Source organism: Pseudomonas sp. CMR5c, from assembly GCF_003850545.1.
Lineage (GTDB): Bacteria > Pseudomonadota > Gammaproteobacteria > Pseudomonadales > Pseudomonadaceae > Aquipseudomonas > Aquipseudomonas piscis.
Genome location: NZ_CP027705.1, coordinates 4,218,217 through 4,238,189, shown reverse-complemented (window position 1 = coordinate 4,238,189; position 19,973 = coordinate 4,218,217). Strand labels below are relative to the sequence as shown.

Annotated in this window: 15 protein-coding genes; 10 read left to right on the top strand and 5 right to left on the bottom strand. The window is 65.1% G+C overall.

The annotated features are described in order from the left end of the window. Positions 1 to 25: 25 nt before the first annotated feature. The 8 genes from C4K40_RS19360 (at position 26) to C4K40_RS19325 (ending at position 13,382) form a co-directional block, all read left to right on the top strand. Positions 26 to 538 carry a sigma-70 family RNA polymerase sigma factor gene (locus C4K40_RS19360; RefSeq protein WP_022639416.1) on the top strand — a complete coding sequence of 171 codons (513 nt, stop codon included), beginning with the start codon at positions 26 to 28 and terminating at the stop codon, positions 536 to 538. Next, the gene (locus tag C4K40_RS19355) at positions 535 to 1,500 is read left to right on the top strand and encodes a FecR domain-containing protein (protein ID WP_053131186.1); all 966 of its coding nucleotides are present in this window, start codon (positions 535 to 537) and stop codon (positions 1,498 to 1,500) included. The genes C4K40_RS19360 and C4K40_RS19355 overlap by 4 nt, the downstream gene beginning before the upstream one ends. A gap of 93 nt (positions 1,501 to 1,593) precedes the next feature. After that, positions 1,594 to 4,530, top strand: coding sequence for a TonB-dependent receptor (locus C4K40_RS19350; RefSeq protein ID WP_053131183.1), 2,937 nt, complete (start codon positions 1,594 to 1,596; stop codon positions 4,528 to 4,530). Positions 4,531 to 4,740: 210 nt separating this feature from the next. After that, a complete protein-coding gene (locus C4K40_RS19345) occupies positions 4,741 to 7,647 on the top strand; it encodes a TonB-dependent receptor (protein WP_256223926.1) in 2,907 nt (968 codons plus the stop codon). A 198-nt stretch (positions 7,648 to 7,845) separates the two neighbouring features. Further along, positions 7,846 to 9,699, top strand: a complete 1,854-nt coding sequence (locus C4K40_RS19340; RefSeq protein WP_053131180.1) for an extracellular solute-binding protein — start codon at positions 7,846 to 7,848, stop codon at positions 9,697 to 9,699. Beyond that, positions 9,686 to 10,750, top strand: a complete 1,065-nt coding sequence (locus C4K40_RS19335) for a microcin C ABC transporter permease YejB (RefSeq protein WP_053131177.1) — start codon at positions 9,686 to 9,688, stop codon at positions 10,748 to 10,750. The genes C4K40_RS19340 and C4K40_RS19335 overlap by 14 nt, the downstream gene beginning before the upstream one ends. After that, the gene (locus C4K40_RS19330) at positions 10,747 to 11,769 is read left to right on the top strand and encodes an ABC transporter permease (RefSeq protein ID WP_053131443.1); all 1,023 of its coding nucleotides are present in this window, start codon (positions 10,747 to 10,749) and stop codon (positions 11,767 to 11,769) included. Before C4K40_RS19335 ends, C4K40_RS19330 begins: the two co-directional genes overlap by 4 nt. Positions 11,770 to 11,786: 17 nt before the next feature. Next, positions 11,787 to 13,382, top strand: a complete 1,596-nt coding sequence (locus tag C4K40_RS19325; RefSeq protein WP_022639410.1) for an ABC transporter ATP-binding protein — start codon at positions 11,787 to 11,789, stop codon at positions 13,380 to 13,382. 56 nt (positions 13,383 to 13,438) lie between these two features. Here the strand turns inward: C4K40_RS19325 and C4K40_RS19320 are convergent, their stop codons facing one another. Continuing rightward, on the bottom strand, positions 13,439 to 13,753 hold the full coding sequence (locus C4K40_RS19320; RefSeq protein WP_022639409.1) for an SCP2 sterol-binding domain-containing protein: 315 nt from the start codon (positions 13,751 to 13,753) through the stop codon (positions 13,439 to 13,441). A gap of 51 nt (positions 13,754 to 13,804) precedes the next feature. Beyond that, positions 13,805 to 14,515: a histidine phosphatase family protein gene (locus C4K40_RS19315; RefSeq protein ID WP_022639408.1), complete on the bottom strand. Its 711-nt coding sequence runs from the start codon at positions 14,513 to 14,515 to the stop codon at positions 13,805 to 13,807. Positions 14,516 to 14,717: 202 nt separating this feature from the next. On the opposite strand from C4K40_RS19315, the gene sohB reads away from it, so the two are divergent. Next, the gene (gene sohB / locus C4K40_RS19310; RefSeq protein WP_022639407.1) at positions 14,718 to 15,743 is read left to right on the top strand and encodes a protease SohB; all 1,026 of its coding nucleotides are present in this window, start codon (positions 14,718 to 14,720) and stop codon (positions 15,741 to 15,743) included. Between the two features lie 179 nt (positions 15,744 to 15,922). Here the strand turns inward: sohB and C4K40_RS19305 are convergent, their stop codons facing one another. After that, positions 15,923 to 16,417, bottom strand: coding sequence for a DUF934 domain-containing protein (locus C4K40_RS19305; protein WP_022639406.1), 495 nt, complete (start codon positions 16,415 to 16,417; stop codon positions 15,923 to 15,925). Further along, positions 16,401 to 18,059 (bottom strand): nitrite/sulfite reductase, encoded by a 1,659-nt coding sequence (locus C4K40_RS19300; RefSeq protein ID WP_053131174.1) that lies wholly within the window; start codon positions 18,057 to 18,059, stop codon positions 16,401 to 16,403. Before C4K40_RS19300 ends, C4K40_RS19305 begins: the two co-directional genes overlap by 17 nt. A gap of 594 nt (positions 18,060 to 18,653) precedes the next feature. Here C4K40_RS19300 and C4K40_RS19295 point away from each other — a divergent pair. After that, positions 18,654 to 19,739, top strand: coding sequence for an ABC transporter substrate-binding protein (locus C4K40_RS19295; protein ID WP_053131171.1), 1,086 nt, complete (start codon positions 18,654 to 18,656; stop codon positions 19,737 to 19,739). A 4-nt stretch (positions 19,740 to 19,743) separates the two neighbouring features. Here the strand turns inward: C4K40_RS19295 and C4K40_RS19290 are convergent, their stop codons facing one another. Then, entirely contained in the window at positions 19,744 to 19,962 is a 219-nt protein-coding gene (locus C4K40_RS19290; RefSeq protein ID WP_022639447.1) for a DUF2970 domain-containing protein, read from the bottom strand. Positions 19,963 to 19,973: the final 11 nt, after the last annotated feature.

Sequence of the window (19,973 nt, the reverse complement as noted above, 5' to 3'; positions counted from 1 at the left end):
CGAGCGCCTGCCGAGGGAGCAAGGCATGGGTACGAATCCGAACCCTCATTACCCGCTGATCGGGCAGATGTTCAAAAAGGACTACCAATGGTTGTGCGCCTCCGTCGCCCGGGCCCTGGGCTGTCACCACAGCGCCCAGGACATCGCCTCGGAAACCTTCGTGCGGGTCCTGGCGTTGCCCGATCCGAGCGCCATTCGTGAACCACGGGCGTTGTTGACCACCATCGCCCGGCGCCTGGTCTACGAAGGCTGGCGCCGTCAGGACCTGGAGCGCGCCTACCTGGAAAGCCTGGCGCTGGCGCCTGCGCCGGTGCACCCGTCGCCCGAAGAACGGGCTTTGCTGATCGAGGCGTTGCTGGCGGTGGACCGTCTGCTCGATGGCCTGTCGGCCAAGGCCAAGGCGGCCTTCCTCTATCACCAGCTGGACGGCCTGACCTATGCCCAGATCGGCGCCTTGCTGGAGGTGTCCACCAGCCGGGTGCAGCAGTACATGGCCGAGGCGTTCAAGCGTTGCTACCTGGCATTGGTGGAAACATGAGCCGCTCGCGGATCGACCCGGCGGTGGTGGACGAGGCCGCCCAGTGGATGGCCCTGTTGCAGTCGGGGCAGATGAGCGCGGTGCAAGCCGAGGCGTTCGCCGCCTGGCGCAGCGCCGACCCTGAGCATGAGCAGGTCATCGGCCTGATGGGCGGCGGGTTCGCGGCCCTGCAGCACAATGCCCTGCGCCAGCTGAGTCGCGACAGCCTGCTGCACAGCCTCAATGCCCCCTCGAGCCGGCGGCGCTTCATCGGCAGCAGCCTGGGCCTGCTGGGCGCGGCGTTGGCAACGGGGCTGCTGGGGCGCCAGCTGGATTGGTGGCCGCCCGCCGGCGCGCTGTATACCGGCGTGGGCGAGCGTCGCAGCCTGACCCTCGACGACGGCAGTGCGCTGCTGCTCGATGCCCAGACCCGGGTGCTGGCGCATTTCGACCAGGCCCAGCGCCACCTTGAACTGTGCAGTGGGGAGTTGCAGGTGGACGTGGCCAGGGATCCGTCGCGACCGTTCGTGGTGCAGACCGAGCATGGCCGCATGCGTGCCCTGGGGACCCGTTTCCTGGTGCGTCGCGACGAAGCCTCGACCCAATTGGTGATGCTGCATTCCCAGGTGGAGGTGCTGACGGCCAATGGCACCCGGCAAGTGGCGACGGCGGGGCAGAGCCTGCGTTTCGACGGCCAGGGCTTGTTGGCCCTGGAGGCAGCCAAGGGCTATGAAAGCGCCTGGACCCGGGGCCTGCTGGAGGCGCGCGATCGGCCGCTGGGGGAAATCGTCGAGCAGTTGCGCCGTTACCGACGCGGCATCCTGCGGGTCGATCCTGAGGTCGCCGGCTTGCGCTTGAGTGGCCTCTATCCGCTGGACGAAAGTGATCGCACCCTGCAACTGCTGGAGCGCTCGCTGCCGATCCGGGTGCGTTACCACAGCCCCTACTGGGTCAGCATCGAGCCGCGCCAAGGCGGGTTATAAGCTCATAGCCCCTTGGCCTAACCCACGGCCTATAAAAAACCGCCTGCCGCTGCTCATTCCCTGCAACTGCATTCAACAGGGAAGGGCTTCGGGATGTCTTCACAGAACTGTTTCAACCGTCCGCTCCGGCATCTATGCCGATTGTCGTTGGCCGTAGTCCTGGGCATCGCCAGTTGCCCGGCGCCGCTTCTGGCCCAGGAACCGGCGGCCGGAGTCTTCTCCTTCGATATCACCAAGGGGCCGCTGGACCAGGTGCTGCTGGATATCTCGCGCCAGAGCGGGGTACCGATCTCCTTTCGCCAGGACCTGGTGCAAGGCAAGCAGGGGCCGGCCATTCGTGGCGCGCTGGAAACTCGCCAGGCGCTGGAGCGGGCGTTGCAAGGCAGCGGCCTGGAAGTGGAGGCCAGCGACCAGGGCCTGGTCTTGCGCCCGGCAGCGGCCAAGCCTGCCCCGGCTGCGGTCCGCGCCGATAGCTCCGCCAGTGCCAGCGAGCCACGGCTATCGAAGGTCACGGTCACCGGCTCGCGCATCGCCCGGGCGCAGACCGACGGTGCGACTCCGGTCACCGTGATCACCCAGCAGGAGATGGAGGCCCGGGGTTATCGCAATGTCTACGACGCCCTGGCGACCCAGACCCAGAACACCGGCATGACCCAGGGCGAGGACTACGGCAACACCTGGCAGCCAGCCGCCAGTGCCCTCAACCTGCGCGGCCTGGGTCCCAACCATACGCTGGTGCTGATCAACGGCCGGCGAGTGGCGGACTATCCGACCGCCTATGGCGGCCAGGTCAACTTCACCAACCTGGCCAACATTCCTTCGGCGGTCATCGAGCGCATCGAGATCCTCAGCAGCGGGGCCTCGGCGGTCTACGGCTCGGATGCCATCGCCGGGGTGGTCAACATCATCCTCAAGAAGAAGATCGACGGCATCGACCTCAACCTGCGTGGCGGCACCAGCGAGCGTGGCGGTGGCGACAACCAGCGCCTGCAATTGAGCGGTGGCGGCAGCTGGGGCGACTTCGATGGCCTGTTCGGCCTGGAGCTGACCCGGCGCGAACCGATCTGGGCCGACGATCGCGGGTTCATGGACAGCAGCCCGGCGGTGGACGTCGGCTACCGGCGCAACCTCGATACCGGCCGCTACCTGGGCCCCGGGTGTGGCGCCTACCAGGGCACCTTCGGCAATCACCTGGGCGGTAGCAGCGGGCGCTGTACCACCGACCAGATGTACAACGACTACTGGACCTTGCAGACCCAGAAGGAAAACTACGACGGCTACACCCGCGGTACCTGGCACTTCAGCGACAGCGGCCAGTTGTACGCCGACCTGATGTACGGCCTGGACCATATCCAGAACAACACCCGCGGCCCGACCTTCACCTCGCCGGATTTCATCAACGCCAACACCGGCAACCTCGAGCGCTGGTTCCGGCGCTTCTCCGAGGAGGAGATCGGCGGGCGCACCAGCAACAACAGCAAATGGCGGGAGACTTCCTGGACTGGCACCCTGGGGCTGTCCGACCAACTCGGCGACAGTGGCTGGAGCTACGAGCTGGCGGCCAACCGCTCGGAATATCGCAGTGTGCGCAGCACCCGCTACCGGCCGTTGTCGACCATCCGCGATTTCTACCTGGGGCCGCAGTTGGGTACCCAGGATGGCCACCCGGTATTCGCTCCGGACCCGGCGCGCCTGGACCGGCCGCTGACTCCCGACGAGTGGCGCCAGTTTCGTCGCAACCAGACCGAGACCAGCCGCTCGGTGTCGCAGACCTACAACGCCTCGATCAACGGTGACCTGTTCGACTTGCCGGCCGGGCCGGTGGGGTTCGCCGGGGTGTTGGAAATGGGCAAGCAGTCGTATCGCATCGAGCCCGACTCGGGGCTCAACGAGGGGCTGTTCTACGGTGCTGCACCGGCGCAGGAGTCCGGTGGCTCGCGCAAGCGCTACGCCCTGGGCGGCGAGTTCAGCGTGCCGGTCACCGATAGCGTGCTGGCGTCCCTGGCCGGACGCTGGGACCAGTACAAGTTCGCCGATCGCAGCGAGCAGCAGAAGACCTACAACCTGGGCCTGGAATGGCGCCCGCTGACCAGCCTGCTGGTACGCGGCAGCTATGGCACCAGCTTTCGTGCGCCGGACCTGAACTACATCTACCAGGCCGACAACAACGGCTACTACCCCGACCAGATCGACTACTACGGCTGCAGCAAGGGCGTGGAGGGCGCCTGCGATCGCGGGCGGGTGGACTACGTGCAGAGTGGCACCAGCGACCTCAAGTCCGAGCGCGGCAAATCCTGGACCTATGGCCTGGTCTGGTCGCCGTCGCGCAACTTCGATATTTCCGCCGACTACTGGCGGGTGCAGATCGACGACTTGCTGACGAGCGTGGATCAGAACCGCCTGTTGCAGGAAGAGAACGCCTGCCGCAGCGGCGCCCAGGACATCAACTCGGCCAGTTGCCAGACGGTGCTGGCGCGGGTCCAGCGCAACCCCGGCAATGCCGCGGTGGACCCCAACAAGCTGCAGCAGGTGCGGGTCAATACCATCAACGCCGCCAGCGAGCGGGTCAGCGGCCTGGATCTCAAGAGCAACATTCGCTGGGGCGCTGGCGACTACGGGGCATTCAGCTCGACCCTGGGCTACACCCTGGTGCTTTCGCATTACTACAAGGAGTCCGACCAGGCCGCGAGCCTGGATTTGCGCTCCGACCGCAGCAACCATGACTGGCGCAGCAAGGCCAACGCCAGCCTGACCTGGGACTATGCGCACTACAGCGCGACCCTGATGGGTATCCGCTACGGCAGCGTCACCAATGGCAACGGCGATGGCCGGCTGTCGCCCTGGACGGTGTTCAACGCCAGCGCCCGCTACAAGATCAACGACCGCGCCAGCCTCGGCCTGACCGTCAACAACCTGCTCAACCAGTACAAGCACGATGATTCCGCTGGCTGGCCCTATTACCCCACCGGCAACTACGACGCCTACGGGCGCCAATGGTGGCTGGACCTGAGCTACCACTTCGGCAGTTGAATCCCCGTGGCCCTGCGCAGCCAGCGGCGGTTCTTGTAGCCGCTGCCGAGCCTGCGAGGCTGCGCCAAGGTCCGCAGGACCTTCAGCGCTGGGGCGAGCGATGCATTCCCGGTGGGTATAAGGTCAGCTCCCAACGGTCTAAACCGGGCCTATAAAAAACCGCTGGCCATTGCACATCCCTGCATAAACCTAACGCAGGGATGGTTATCCATGAGTCTGTCTGTACCCCGTAAATCCCCCTTGAGCCTGGCCTTGCTGCTGTCTCTGCAGGTTGTGCCGGCCTGGGCCGCCAGCGAGTCGTTCGACCTGCCCGCTGGCCCGCTGGACCAGACGCTGCTGAGCATCTCGCGCCAGAGCGGCCTGCCGATCTCTTTTTCCCAGGCGCTGGTGGCCGGGCATACCGCCCCGGCGATCAAGGGCCAGCTAAGCCACAACCAGGCCCTGGCCCTGGCGTTGCAAGGCACTGGCCTGAAGGATGAGGAGGGCGCCCAGGGCGTGGTGATCAGCGCCGCAGCGACCCCGGCCGCCAGCGTGGCGCCGACCCCGGCGACCTTCGCCGAGCCCACCACCCAGTTGCAGCGGGTCGAAGTCACCGGTTCGGCGATCCGCCGGGTCGATGCCGAGACCACGGTGCCGGTCACCATCCTGCGGGTCGAGAAGCTGCGTGAGCAGGGGGTGACCAGCACCGAGGAGTTGATCAACCGCATTTCCGCCAACCAGTCCTCGGTGGGCTCCGGGCGTTCGGTGGGCTCCAGCAGCGGCGGAGCGGCCTTCGCCGACCTGCGTGGCATCGGCCCGAACAAGACCCTGGTGCTGCTCAACGGCCGGCGCCTGAGCAACAACGCCACCAGCTCCAGCAACGGTTCCGGGGTGGACCTGAACACCATTCCCTTCGCCGCCATCGATCGGGTCGAGGTCCTGCGTGACGGTGCTTCGGCGCTGTACGGCACCGATGCCATCGGCGGGGTGATCAACTTCATCACCAAGACCAGCCTCACCACCGGCCAGGTCAGCACCAGCTACGACACCCCGACCCATTCGGGCGGTGGCCAGAGCAAGAACTTCAGCGGCAGCTGGGGGTTCGGCGACCTGGAGGAAGATCGCTTCAATGTCTTTGGCGTGGTCAGCCACGACAAGCAGGAACGCCTGGCGGCCAAGGACCGTGGCTACACCTACAACTACCAGCCCGGTCGCGGCCTGGACTACACCTCGGGCACGGCCTTCCCGGCCAACTGGAGCCAGGGCAGCAACGCGACCAACCCCCTGGCCGGTTCCGGCTGCAACGCCCCGGGGTTGCTGTCGCGCAATGGCATCTGCCGGCAGAGCCTGTGGAGTTACCTGGACCTGGTGCCGGAAACCGAGAAGACCTCGGCCTTCGCCAAGGCCACCGGCAAACTTGGCGATGAACATAACGTCAGCCTGGAGTACTTCTGGGCGCGCAACCAGAACCGCACCCAGATCGGCCCCGGCACCCTGATGGGCAACCAGGTCAACCCGGGTACCGCGTTCTACCCGGGCAATGGCATCACCCCGGGGCCCAGCGACTTTGTTCTCGACCCCTCGCAGCCGGTATCGGTGAACTGGCGCGAAGCCCCGGTCGGCGCCCGCCGGCATGAAGACGACAACAGCAACCAGCGCTTGTTGCTGAGCTTCGACGGCAACGTGGCCGGCTGGGACTACAACCTGGGCGCGGCCTACAACCAGAACAAGGTGACCAACACCATCCGCAGTGGTTATGTGCTCGATCAGGCGGTGCGCCAGGGGATCGCCGACGGGGTGATCAATCCCTTCGGGCCCCAGACCAGCGCAGGCCAAGCCTTGCTGGCGGCCAACACGGTGAGCGGCGATTACGGCACCGCTGTGGGCCGGGTCAAGTCCATCGACGGGCGTGCCAGCCGCGAGATCGGCGACTGGTTCGGCGCGGGGCCGGCCGGCCTGGCCCTGGGGGGCGAGTATCGCAAGGAGGATTTTCATCAGGATTTCGCGGCCTTTGCCGGCGACTTGCAGAACCTGGGAGTCGATCCCAATGGTGCCGTGACGGGCGATCGCAGCGTGCAGGCCCAGTACGCCGAGCTCAACGTACCGGTGCTCGACAGCCTGGAGCTGTCGGCGGCGGTGCGCCATGACAAGTACAGCGATTTCGGCAGCACCACCAACCCCAAGTATTCGTTCCGCTTCCAGCCGTTTCGCGAGCTGGTGGTTCGTGGTGCCTATAGCGAAGGTTTCCGCGCCCCTTCGTTGTACGAGTTGTACAACCCGAGCTATACCACCTTCACCAACGCCAACTACAACGATCCGGTGCTGTGCGCCGGCGGCAATCCGAGCAATGGCGGGATCGCCAACCGCGACTGCGCCCAGCAGTTCAACCGCAGCTCTGGCGGCAACCGCAACCTCAAGCCCGAGACCGCGCGCAACGTGACCCTGGGTTTCGTCTACCAGCCGTTCGAGCGCCTGACCACCGGGCTGGATTTCTGGTGGATCGATATCGCCAACCAGATCGCCGAATTCCCCGAGTCCTCGCCGTTCGAGAACCCCGGCCTGTATCCCGATCGCCTGGTGCGCAAGGCCGATGGCTCCATCGACCATGTGGTCACCGGCCTGTCCAACCTGGGCAAGCTGAAGACCGAAGGGGTGGACGTCAACTTCGACTACCGCCTGCCGGCCCTGGCCTGGGGCCATTTCGGCGTGGCGTTGCAAGGCACCTACGTCAACCGCTACGAGTACCAGCAAGAGCTCAAGGGCGCCTTCATCGACAAGCTGGGGGATTTTCGCGGCGGTGATTTCTCCTCCGCCGGTGCGGTGGCGCGCTGGCGCCACAGCCTGACCGCGACCTGGAACCAGGGGCCGCTGGGCGCCAGCCTGACCAACCGCTACACCAGCGGCTATCACGACTCGGACCCCAGCACCCACCACAGCGTCGGCGCCTACAGCGTCTGGGACCTGGCGGGCACCTACACCTGGCGCAAGTCCCTGGCCGTCACCCTGGGGGTGAAGAACCTGCTGGACCGCGAGCCGCCGTTCAGCAACCAGACCTACACCTTCCAGAGCGGCTACGACCCGCGTTACTCGGACCCCTTCGGGCGGACCTTGTATACCCGGCTCAGCTACAGCTTCTGAAACGAGCCGATAACGGCAGTCCGAAGGCTTTTTAGTAACCAATGGATCTAGACCCCGCTCTATAAAAATGCCGGCCTGGTTGCACAACACAGGCAGGAGCGGGGCGTTGCGATCATCGAGAACCGTGACCGGGAACCTGGCACGCGGGCCATCAAGGCCGGCGAGCCCCCCGGGCACTGTCCAGAGGGGCTTGTTGCAATGCCGTTGCGAACCATCTTCTTGCTCTGGCTGTGGGTGCTGCTGAGCCCGGCAGTGTCGGCCGCCGTGCAACCGTCGTTGACGGTGTACGGCGAGGCGCCGAAGTATCCGCCAGGCTTCAGTCACTTCGACTACGTCAATCCGCACGCGCCCAAGGGCGGCAGCTTGCGCCGTTCTTCCCTGGAGAGCGGGCCGTTCGACCACCTGGTGCCCTATATCGACAAGGGCACCGGGGTGGCCGAGGTCGACGGCTGGGTCTACGCGCCCCTGGCCTACCGCTCCCAGGACGAGCCCTACACGGTGTACGGCCTGGTGGCCCAGGGCCTGGAGCTGGCCCCGGACCGGCGCTGGCTGCGGTTGTACCTGAACCCGGCGGCGCGCTTCGCCGATGGCCGGCCGATCAGCGCCAGCGATGTGCGCTTCACCTTCGAACTGTTGATGACCCAGGGCAGCCTCAAGTACCGCCAGCAGTTCGCCGATGTGGCCGAGGTCCTGGTGGAGTCGCCGAGCCAGGTGCGCTTCGTGTTCAAGAATGCCGAGAGCCGCACCTTGCCCCTGGACCTGGCGTCGTTGCCGGTGCTGCCGGAACACTGGTGGCGCGGACGCAATTTTGCCGATGGCGGTGGCTTCGAGCCGCCCCTGGGCAGTGGCCCGTACCGAGTGGCCAAGGTGGATGCCGGGCGCAGCGTGACCTTCGAGCGGGTCAAGGACTGGTGGGGCGAGCGCCTGCCGGTGGCGCGCGGGCGCTACAACTTCGATCGCCTGCGCCTGGAGTTCTTTTCCGATACCGATGTGGCGCGGCAGATCCTCAAGGCCGGCGGCTATGACTACAACCGCGAGTTCTCCGCCACTGCCTACACCATCGGTTATGCCGGTGCCGCCCTGGACGATGGCCGCCTGCAGCGCGAGCACCTGGCCCCTGGCGCGGCCCAGGGCACCCAGGGGTTCGTCTTCAACCTGCAGCGGCCGCTGTTCCAGGATCGCCGGGTACGCCAGGCCATCGCCTTGCTGTGGGACTTCGAGTGGAGCAACCGGCAGATGATGCGCGGCATGTACCTGCGCCAGCGCAGCTTCTTCTCCCACAGCGAACTGGCGGCGGTGGGCCTGCCCTCGGCAGAGGAGTTGCAGATCCTCGAACCCTGGCGCGCTCAGGTCCCGGATGAGGTCTTCAGCCAGGTGTTCGAGGCGCCCAGGACCGATGGCAGCGGGATCGTCCGTGGCCAGCAGTTGCAGGCGCTGCAACTGTTGCGCGAGGCCGGCTGGACCCCCAGCGGCGATCGTCTGGTAAATGCCGCCGGCGAGCCGCTGCAGTTCACCTTCCTCAATGGCCAGAAGGGCTTCGAGCGCCTGCTGTTGCCGTTCAAGCGCAACCTGGCGCAGATCGGCATCGGCTTCGACATTCGCCAGGTGGACAGCGCGCAGTACACCAACCGGGTGCGCAGCCGCGACTACGACATGATCGTCGTCGGCTACCCGGTGTCCCAGGCTCCGGGGCGCGAGCTGTTCAACTACTACGGCGCCGAGGGGGCCGACGATCCGGGTTCGAACAACTACATGGTGCTCAAGAGCCCGGTGGTGGATGCCTTGCTCGAAGGCCTGGTCCGGGCCGACAGCCGCAGCAGCATGCTGGCCCATGCCCGGGCCCTGGACCGGGTGTTGCAGTGGGGCTACTACTGGATTCCCAACTATTACCCACCGGGCATCTCCACGGTGTGGTGGAATCGCTTCGGTCGCCCGGCGGTCGCCCCGCTGTATGACGCCGGACTGGACGGCTGGTGGGAGATCAGCCCGACGGCGCTGACCCAGGGCCAGATGCACAAGCGCAGCGCGGAGGTGGTCCATGCTGGGTTATAGCCTGCGGCGCCTGCTGCTGATCGTGCCGACCTTGTTGTGCATCCTGCTGGTCAATTTCGTCATCGTCCAGGCTGCTCCCGGAGGACCGGTGGAGCAGGCCATCGCCCGTTTGCAGGGTATCGGCGCCAATGCCGCGGTGGGCGGCGGGCATGTGGAGAGCGTGGCCGGCGAGTCCCGGGCCAGCCGGGGCCTGGACCCCAAGCTGCTGGCGGACATCGAGCGCCAGTACGGCTTCGACAAGCCCGCCAGCGAGCGCTTGTGGCTGATGCTCGGGCAGTACGCCCGGCTGGACTTCGGCAAGAGCTTCTTCCGTGGCGCCACGGTCACCGACCTGATCCTGGACAAGTTGCCGGTGACCTTGTCCCTGGGCCTGTGGGCGACCCTGATCACCTACCTGGTGTCGATTCCCTTAGGGATTCGCAAGGCGGTGCACAACGGCTCGGGTTTCGATGTCTGGAGCAGCGCGGCGATCATCGTCGGCTACGCCATGCCGGGGTTCCTGTTCGCCCTGTTGCTGATCGTGGTGTTCGCCGGCGGCACCCTGCTGGACTGGTTCCCGGTACGCGGCCTGGTCTCGGACGACTTCGACCAACTGAGCACCCTGGGCAAGGTCGCCGACTATTTCTGGCACCTGGTGCTGCCGGTCAGCGCGCTGGTGGTCGGCGGTTTCGCCACCCTGACCCTGCTGACCAAGAACAGCTTCCTCAACGAGATCTCGCGGCTGTACGTGGTCACCGCGCGGGCCAAGGGCCTGACCGAGCGCCAGGTGTTGTACGGCCATGTGTTTCGCAACGCCATGCTGCTGGTGGTGGCGGGGCTGCCCCAGGCGCTGGTCACGGTGTTCTTCGGCGGTTCGCTGCTGATCGAGGTGATCTTCTCCCTCGATGGCCTGGGACGCATGAGCTACGAGGCGGCGGTATCCCGGGATTACCCGGTGGTGTTCGGCTCGTTGTTCATCTTCACCTTGTTCGGCTTGTTGATAAAACTGCTGGGCGACCTGGCGTACACCCTAGTCGACCCACGCATCGATTTCGCGGCGAGGAAGCTCTGATGCCCCTGTCTCCCCTTGGCCGGCGGCGCTGGCAACGTTTCAAGTCGCACCGGCGTGGCTGGTGGTCGTTGTGGCTGTTCCTCGGCCTGTTCACCCTGAGCCTGGGCGGCGAGCTGATCGCCAATGACAAGCCGTTGCTGGTGGCGTGCCAGGGGCAGTGGTATTTCCCGGCCTTCAAGCGCTACACCGAACAGGATTTCGGCGGCCAGTTGCCGTTCCAGCCGGATTACCGCAGCGCTGCGGTTCGCCAGTTGATCGAGGGACAGGGCGGCTGGTTGTTGTTCGCGCCGATTCCCTTCGGCTACGACACCATCAACTACGAGCTGACGCAGCCGGCCCCCAGCCCGCCCAGTGGCGACAACTGGCTGGGCACCGACGACCAGGCCCGGGACGTGCTGGCGCGGGTGATCTTCGGGGTGCGGGTGTCGTTGTTGTTCGCCTTGTCGCTGACGGCCATCAGTGCGCTGGTCGGCATCGTTGCCGGCGCCTTGCAGGGCTACTACGGCGGCTGGGTCGATCTCTGGGGGCAACGCTTGCTGGAGGTCTGGTCGGGTCTGCCGGTGCTGTACCTGCTGATCATCCTGTCCGGTTTCGTCGAGCCGAACTTCTGGTGGCTGCTGGGGATCATGGCGCTGTTCTCCTGGCTGGCCCTGGTGGATGTGGTGCGTACCGAGTTCCTGCGCAGCCGCAGCCTGGAGTACGTCAAGGCGGCCCGGGCGCTGGGGGTGGATGACCTGCAGGTGATGGGCCGGCACATCCTGCCCAATGCCATGAACGCCACCCTGAGCTACCTGCCGTTCATTCTCACCGGAGCCATCGCCACCTTGTCGGCCCTGGACTTCCTCGGCTTCGGCATGCCGGCTGGCAGCGCGTCGCTGGGCGAGTTGGTGGCCCAGGGCAAGAGCAACCTGCAAGCGCCCTGGCTGGGGCTGACGGCGTTCTTCGTCCTGGCACTGATCCTGTCGTTGCTGGTGTTCATCGGCGAAGGCTGTCGCGATGCCTTCGATCCCAAGAGTTGAAACTGCGAGTACCCAAGATGACCCAAGCCCTGATTGAACTGCGTGGCCTGAAGGTGGCCTTCGGTGCCACCGAGGTGGTGCGTGGCCTGGACCTTCAGATCCGTCCCGGTGAATGCCTGGCGCTGGTGGGCGAGTCCGGCTCCGGCAAGTCGGTGACCGCCCACAGCATCCTGCAATTGCTCGACCCGCGTGCGGCGCGGATCGCGGGCAGCATCCGCTATCGCGGGGAGGAACTGCTGGGGGTAGCGCCGGCCCGATTGCGCCAACTGCGCGGCAACCGCATCGCGATGATCTTCCAGGAGCCCATGAGCTCGCTCAATCCGCTGCACAGCGTCGAGCGGCAGTTGGGCGAGACCCTGCGCCTGCACAAGGGCCTGGCCGGTGCCCAGGCCCGGGAGCGGATCCTCGAACTGCTGGAGCTGGTGGGTATCCAGAACCCCCGGGAACGGCTCAGGGCCTATCCGCACCAGTTGTCCGGCGGCCAGCGCCAGCGGGTGATGATCGCCATGGCCTTGGCCTGCGAACCGGAGTTGCTGATCGCCGACGAGCCCACCACCGCCCTGGACGTGACCGTGCAGCGCAAGATCGTGCTGTTGCTCCAGGCGTTGCAACAGCGCCTGGGCATGGCGCTGCTGATCATCAGCCATGACCTGAACCTGGTACGCCACATTGCCCAGCGCGTGGCGGTGATGCGTGACGGCTGCATTGTCGAACAGGCTGATTGCCAGCAGCTGTTCCAGGCACCGCGACATCCCTACAGCCTGGAATTGCTCAATGCCGAGCCCGGCGGCCAGGCGCTGCCCCGGGGCAGCAGTGAAACCCTGCTGGCGGTGGAGCAGTTGAAGGTCTGGTTCGGCCAGGGCGGCGGCTGGTGGCGGCCACGGCGTTACCTGAAGGCGGTGGATGGCATCGACCTGCAACTGCAACGGGGCAAAACCCTGGGCATCGTCGGTGAGTCCGGCTCGGGCAAGTCGACCCTGGGCCAGGCGATCCTGCGGCTGATCGCTGCACAAGGGCGCATCCGTTTCAATGGCCAGGCCCTGGAGACGCTCGACGGGGCGCGGTTGCGGCCGCTGCGCCGACAACTGCAGGTGGTGTTCCAGGACCCCTTCGGCAGCCTCAGCCCGCGCCTGAGCGTGCAGCAGATCATCGCCGAGGGCTTGCGGGTACACACCGACCTGGATTCTGGGCAACAGGAGCGGGCGGTGATCGAGGTGCTGGAGCAAGTGGGCCTGGACCCGGCCGCGCGGCACCGTTATCCCCACGAGTTCTCCGGTGGCCAGCGCCAGCGCATCGCCATCGCCCGGGCCCTGGTGCTCAAGCCTGAGCTGATCCTGCTGGATGAGCCGACCTCGGCCCTGGATCGCACGGTGCAGAAGCAGGTGGTGGCGTTGCTGCGGCGCTTGCAACAGGAGCATGGCCTGACCTACCTGTTCATCAGCCACGACCTGGCAGTGGTCCAGGCCCTGGCCCATGACCTGATCGTGATGAAGGACGGCCAGGTGGTGGAGCGCGGCCAGACCCAGCAGCTGTTCGCGGCGGCGCGACATCCCTATACCCGTGAGCTGCTGGCAGCGTCCGGGGTGGCGCCGTTGCCAGCTGGCGCGGGCTGAAAACGACGAATCCCGCCAGGGGGCGGGATTCGTGGATGGCCGGACCTTGCGGGGTCTTAGGCTGGGAACAGCTCGCTCAGTTTCATGGCCAGCATCATGTCGCCTTCGGCGCGCAGCTTGCCGCCCATGAAGGCCTGCATGCCGTCGGTTTCGCCGCTGACGATACCGTCCAGGGTTTCGCCGTCCATCACCAGGGTGACTTGGGCGTCTGGGTTCTCGCCTTCCTTGAGTTCGCAGGTGCTGTCTTTCACCACCAGCGAGAAGTGCTTGGTGTCATCGATGCGGAAACCGAAGACCAGGTCCAGGCCGGCAGCGGCAGCTGGGTTGAACTTGGCTTGCATGGCTTGTACGGCGTCAGCTACGGAGGTCATGGTTCGATCCTTTTATGGGTGGTTACAGCAAGGGTTCACGGTAAGCCGGGCTCAGCGGAAAGTGATGAGCTCCGGTGCCTTCAACAGTTGCAGGTGCGTATGACCGTTGAAGGAGGCCAAGGACACTTCGCGACCGCGGAACTTCAGCTGGTTGAGCGAAGTGTTGACGATTTGCCAGTTCAGTTCGAAGGCCTGCTGGGCAGGCATCCGGGTAATCAGGTGGAGCAGGGCGGTGATGGTGCCGCCGGAGGTGAACACGGCGATCTTCTGCCGGTTGTCCGCCGCTTCGAGGATGCGCTGCAAGCCACCCTGGACCCGTTCGACGAAGCCCAGCCAGCTTTCCAGGCCGGGCGGGTCGTAGGTGCCGGCCAGCCAGCGCTGGATGATCAGGGCGAAGATGCGTTGGAATTCGCCGCGATTTTGCGCGGCGTTGCGCAGGGTGTGCAGCGCTTCGGGTTCCTGGGGCAGCAGGTCGGGCAACAGGGCGCGGATGATGGCGTCGGCATTGAATTCGTTGAACGCCGGGTCGATCTCCAGGGCCGGCGTGGCCAGCCCAGCGACAGCCAGCTGTTCCAGGGTGGCCTGGGCGGTATGCTGCTGGCGTTGCAGGTCGCCGGACAGGCAGCGATCGAAGTTCACCCCGAGGGCCGCCAGATGATCGCCGAGGACGGTGGCCTGGCGCACGCCGATGGGCGACAGCACGTCGTAGTCGTCTGCACCAAAAGAGGCCTGGCCATGTCGAATCAGATAGATGCTGCCCACGTCCGCGTCATCCCGGTACGTTGAAAGTTTTGCGAGGTTATGAGGATGCCGGTGAGCTGTCAATGAAAAAACATACGCTTGTTTGAAATGATTGTTGGAGCGCGGCCCCACAAGGTTTCGCGACTGGTGGCCGACCGGTCGCGTCGGTATGCTTGGGCCCATTGCGCCGCCGGTGGGTGGCGATCATGCGTAAGGAGTTTCCGTGGAGTTTTTCATCGAGTACGCCAGTTTCCTGGCCAAGACCGTGACCCTGGTGGTCGCCATCCTGGTGGTGCTGATCACCGCTGCCGCGCTGCGCAGCAAGGGCCGGCGCAAGGGGGCCGGGCAGTTGCAGGTCAGCAAGCTGAACGATTTCTACAAGGACCTGCGCGAGCGCCTGGAGCAGAGCCTGCTGGACAAGGAGCAGCTCAAGGCCTTGCGCAAGGCCAAGGGCAAGGCCGAGAAGAAACAGAAGAAACAGCCCGCCGAGGATAAGCCGCGGGTGTTCGTGCTGGATTTCAACGGCGATATCAAGGCGTCGGCCACCGAGGGCCTGCGCCATGAGATCACCGCGGTACTGAGCCTGGCCACGCCCAAGGATGAAGTGGTGCTGCGCCTGGAAAGCGGCGGCGGCATGGTCCACAGCTATGGCCTGGCCTCCTCGCAGCTGGCGCGTATTCGCCAGGCCGGGGTACCGCTGACGGTGTGCATCGACAAGGTCGCGGCCAGCGGCGGCTACATGATGGCCTGCATCGGTGAGAAGATCATCAGCGCCCCCTTCGCCATCCTCGGCTCCATCGGCGTGGTGGCGCAGTTGCCCAACGTCAATCGCCTGCTGAAGAAGCACGACATCGACTTCGAGGTACTCACCGCCGGCGAGTACAAGCGCACCCTGACGGTGTTCGGCGAGAACACCGAGAAGGGCCGGGAGAAGTTCCAGGAGGACCTGGACGTCACCCATCAATTGTTCAAGAACTTCGTGGCCCGCTATCGCCCGCAACTGGCCATCGACGAAGTGGCCACCGGCGAGGTCTGGCTGGGTGTGGCCGCCCAGGAAAAACAACTGGTGGACGAGTTGCAGACCAGCGATGAGTACCTGGCCGAGAAAGCCAAGGCGGCGGAGGTCTTCCACCTGCACTACGCCGAGCGCAAGAGCCTGCAGGAGCGGGTAGGGCTGGCGGCCAGCGGTTCGGTCGACCGTGTGTTGCTGACCTGGTGGAGCCGCCTGACCCAGCAGCGTTTCTGGTAATGCTGCGCGCGAGCTTGCCGTTGGTGCTCTTCTGGTGAGCGATCGCGGGCAAGCCTTGCTCCTGCAACAAGGCTCGAACCCTTCTGTAGGAGCTTGCTCGCGATGACGGTCTAGAAGACGACAGATACAAAAAAGCCCTGGAGCGGGAAACCGCTCCAGGGCTTTTTGTTGGCGCAGGCCTAGCGGCGGCGGAACAGCGGCAGTGGCTGGTCCGTGGAGGCCTGGTAGGTCACCGAGAAGTCCTTGAGGCTTTCCAGGGCTTCGTAGGGGTCCTTGTCGGCCCGCAGTGCGTAAGCGTCGAAACCACAGCGCCGCAGGTAGAACAGCTGGTCGCGCAGCACGTCGCCGATGGCTCGCAGTTCGCCCTTGTAGCCATAGCGGTCGCGCAGCAGGCGGGCGTTGGAGTAGTTGCGGCCATCGGTGAACGCCGGGAAGTTCAGGGCGATTACCTGGAAGTTATGGACATCGTCGCCGATTTCTTCGGCTTCTTCGTCCGCGTCCAGCCAAATGCCCAGGCCGCCGTCACGGGCCTTGAGGGCGTGGCCGTGGTCGCGCCACAGTGCCAGCGGCACGATCAGGTCGTCGCAGTTGGAGATGCCGTCGAGGGTCGCGTCCTTGGGCAGCAGGTGCCAGGTTTCGTCGACGACCTCGTTGTTCTTAATGATTCGCTGCATAGACGCGCTCCTTGAAGAGGTCGATGCCAATACGTTGATAGGTGTCGATGAAGCGCTCGTCCTCGGTACGCTGTTCCACGTACACGTCGATCAGCTTGGAGATCACGTCCGGCATGTCGTCCTGGGCGAAGGACGGGCCGAGGATCTTGCCCAGGCTGGCGTCGCGGCTGGCGCTGCCACCCAGGGAGACCTGGTAGAACTCCTCGCCTTTCTTGTCGACGCCGAGGATGCCGATGTGGCCCACGTGGTGGTGGCCACAGGCGTTCATGCAACCGGAGATGTTGAGGTCCAGCTCGCCGATGTCGAACAGGTAGTCCAGGTCGTCGAAACGGCGCTGGATGGATTCGGCGATCGGGATCGACTTGGCATTGGCCAGGGAGCAGAAATCACCGCCAGGGCAGCAGATGATGTCGGTCAGCAGGCCGATGTTCGGCGTGGCGAAGCCGTTTTCCCGCAGTTCGCCCCAGAGGGTGAACAGCTGGCTCTGCTCGACGTCGGCGAGGATCACGTTCTGCTCGTGGGAAGTGCGCAGCAAGCCGAAGCTGTAGCGGTCGGCCAGGTCGGCGATGGCATCGAACTGCTTGTCGGTGACATCTCCAGGGGCCACGCCGGTGGGCTTGAGCGACAGGCTCACGGCGACATAACCCGGCTTCTTGTGGGCCAGGGTGTTGCGGGTGCGCCAGCGGGCGAAACCCGGGTGCTCCTGGTCCAGGGCGGCGAGGGCGGCATCCTGGTTGTCCAGGGCCTTGTAGTCCGGATCGACGAAGTGCCGGGCCACGCGATGCACTTCGGCCTCGGTCAGGGTGGTCTGGCCGCCGCGCAGGTGGACCATCTCGGCCTCGACCTTCTCGGCGAACACTTCGGGAGTCAGGGCCTTGACCAGGATCTTGATCCGCGCCTTGTACTTGTTGTCGCGCCGGCCGTAGCGGTTGTAGACCCGCAGGATGGCGTCGAGGTAGCTCAGAAGGTCCTGCCAGGGCAGGAACTCGTTGATGAAGGCGCCGACCACCGGGGTCCGGCCCAGGCCACCGCCCACCAGGACCCGGAAGCCCAGCTCGCCGGCGGCGTTGTAGTGCGGCTCCAGGCCGATGTCGTGCACCTCGATGGCCGCGCGGTCCGCGGTCGAGCCATTGATGGCGATCTTGAACTTGCGCGGCAGGTAGGCGAATTCGGGGTGGAAGGTGGTCCACTGGCGGACGATCTCGCACCACGGGCGCGGGTCTACCAGTTCATCTGCAGCGACGCCGGCGAACTGGTCGGTGGTGACGTTGCGCAGGCAGTTGCCGCTGGTCTGGATGGCATGCATCTGCACGGTGGCCAGCTCGGCCAGGATCTCCGGCACGTCTTCCAGGGCCGGCCAGTTGAACTGCACGTTCTGCCGGGTACTGATGTGCGCGTAGCCCTTGTCGTAGTCACGGGCGATCTTGGCCATCATTCGCGCCTGGCGCGAGTTCAGCTGGCCATAAGGCACGGCGACCCGCAGCATCGGGGCGAAGCGTTGGATATAAAGCCCGTTCTGCAGGCGCAGGGGGCGGAATTCTTCTTCGCTCAGCTCGCCTGCCAGATAGCGTCGGGTCTGATCACGGAACTGCTTGACGCGGTCCTCGATGATCCGCTGATCGTACTCGTCGTATACGTACATATAGGTCCAGTTCTCAGGCTACAGGTGGCTTGCAGGCGCACTCGGCAAATACTGCGGTGAACAGGTGCTCAGGGCGCTTTGACTGGAGTCGATCGCGGTCTGTCACCGCATCCACCTCGTCTTGCCTTCGTTGACGCTCAACACCACCTACGTAAGCAAATCTGCGCGCACGGCCGCGCACTCCGATCGGAGCCGCCGAACGATACCAGTTTGCGGTTATGCGCAAAAGTGATGTTTGAGTATATGCAAAGAACCAAAACGACTAACGGTAGGGCTTTCTCAGTATCCACATTTGTGGTGTGGGAAATCCTGGTCTTAACTGTGGGCGTGTCTTTGAGCAGTCACCGATAAAATCCACTAGAGGCGATGCTATGAGCCATCCAACCAAAGCCAGGAAAAGTGACAGCAGTGTCGATGCTTGGGCCATTCTCTTTCTGATCATACTGGTCGTGGGTACGGCCGTGTTCTGGGTCAGCCACCAGTAGTAGAGAGGCCTTACAGAGCCTGGATTGTCGGACAATCACGACAATTTACCGCTATTGGCCAGCATCTTGCCAGTTATACTGCTGGGATCATTCTGGGGCTCTTTTCGTGATGTTCAAGCTGTTGTGCAAGTGCGTGGTGTGGCTGAGCCTGCCGTTCTGGAGCATGGCTCAGGCGACCTCGGTGGTCTTCCTCAATCCCGGCAACTCGACCGAAACCTTCTGGGTCAGCTATTCGCATTTCATGCAGGCCGCCGCTCGCGACCTGGGCATGGACTTGCGCATCCTCTATGCCGAGCGCGACGCCGGCCGGACCCTGGAGCAGGCGCGGCAGGTGATCCAGGGCGAACATCGACCGGACTACCTGGTGCTGGTGAACGAGCAGTACATCGCCCCGCAGATCCTGCGCTTGTCCCAAGGCACCGGGATCAAGCTGTTCATCGTCAACAGCGCATTGACCCAGGATCAGCGTGAGCTGATCGGCCAGAGCCGGCACAAGTATTCAGACTGGATCGGCAGCATGCTCGGCAACGACGAAGAGGCCGGCTACCTGATGCTCAAGGAATTGCTGCGCCAGCATGGCCCGGTGCCTGCGGGGCAGAGCGTCGAGTTGCTGGCGTTTTCCGGTCTCAAGGTCACGCCCTCGGCGCAATTGCGCGAGCAAGGCCTGCGCCGGGCCTTGGCCGAATTCCCGCAGGTGCATCTGCGCCAGCTGGTCTATGGCGAATGGAACCGTGAGCGTGCCTACCGCCAGGCCCAGCAGTTGCTGCGGCGTTACCCGCAGGCCCGGCTGGTCTGGTCGGCCAATGATGAGATGGCCCTGGGGGCCATGAGTGCGGCCCGCGAGCTGGGCCTGAAGCCCGGCAAGGACGTGCTGTTCAGCGGCCTCAACAGCTCGCCGCAAGCGCTGCAGGCCTTGATCGATGGGCAATTGTCGGTCCTGGTCGCCGGGCACTTCACCCTGGGCGGCTGGGCCTTGGTGACGCTCCACGACGACGCGCTGGGCCTCGACACCCGGCGCCAGGGCGGGCCGGATTGGCGCTTGCCGCTATTGCAGCCGCTGACCCCGGGCCAGGCGCAGCAATTGCTGCGCCTGGGAGACCGTGCCGGGAGCGGGGTGAATTTCCGCGCCTTGTCCGCCCAGGGCAAGCCGGACGCCTATCGCTACCCCTTCGGGTTGCAGTTGCTGCTGCACTAGCGCTTCAGACTCCCGCGAGGTGCATCGCCAGCTTGGCGATGCCCAGCAGCACCAGGACGAACAAGGTGGTGAACAGGATGCCCAGCGCGATGAAGTGGCTGGGCTTGCCGTGGGTGAAGTCGCGGGCGCGATTCTTCCCGCTTTGTACGCCGAAGGCTGCCGCCAGGACGCTTTGCAGCATTTGCAGGAAGGTCGGTGGCTGGTTGTTGCTTGGATCGTCCATAAATCCCTCGA

Excerpts from the sequence above, each read along its gene's own strand:
- C4K40_RS19355 (WP_053131186.1), top strand. The coding sequence starts at position 535 with ATGAGCCGCTCGCGGATCGACCCGGCGGTGGTGGACGAGGCCGCCCAG.
- C4K40_RS19290 (WP_022639447.1), bottom strand. The coding sequence starts at position 19,962 with ATGGACGATCCAAGCAACAACCAGCCACCGACCTTCCTGCAAATGCTG.
- C4K40_RS19320 (WP_022639409.1), bottom strand. The coding sequence starts at position 13,753 with ATGACCTCCGTAGCTGACGCCGTACAAGCCATGCAAGCCAAGTTCAAC.
- C4K40_RS19305 (WP_022639406.1), bottom strand. The coding sequence starts at position 16,417 with ATGCAGCGAATCATTAAGAACAACGAGGTCGTCGACGAAACCTGGCAC.
- C4K40_RS19340 (WP_053131180.1), top strand. The coding sequence starts at position 7,846 with ATGCCGTTGCGAACCATCTTCTTGCTCTGGCTGTGGGTGCTGCTGAGC.
- C4K40_RS19345 (WP_256223926.1), top strand. The coding sequence starts at position 4,741 with ATGAGTCTGTCTGTACCCCGTAAATCCCCCTTGAGCCTGGCCTTGCTG.
- C4K40_RS19295 (WP_053131171.1), top strand. The coding sequence starts at position 18,654 with ATGTTCAAGCTGTTGTGCAAGTGCGTGGTGTGGCTGAGCCTGCCGTTC.
- C4K40_RS19335 (WP_053131177.1), top strand. The coding sequence starts at position 9,686 with ATGCTGGGTTATAGCCTGCGGCGCCTGCTGCTGATCGTGCCGACCTTG.
- C4K40_RS19350 (WP_053131183.1), top strand. The coding sequence starts at position 1,594 with ATGTCTTCACAGAACTGTTTCAACCGTCCGCTCCGGCATCTATGCCGA.
- C4K40_RS19300 (WP_053131174.1), bottom strand. The coding sequence starts at position 18,059 with ATGTACGTATACGACGAGTACGATCAGCGGATCATCGAGGACCGCGTC.
- C4K40_RS19325 (WP_022639410.1), top strand. The coding sequence starts at position 11,787 with ATGACCCAAGCCCTGATTGAACTGCGTGGCCTGAAGGTGGCCTTCGGT.
- C4K40_RS19360 (WP_022639416.1), top strand. The coding sequence starts at position 26 with ATGGGTACGAATCCGAACCCTCATTACCCGCTGATCGGGCAGATGTTC.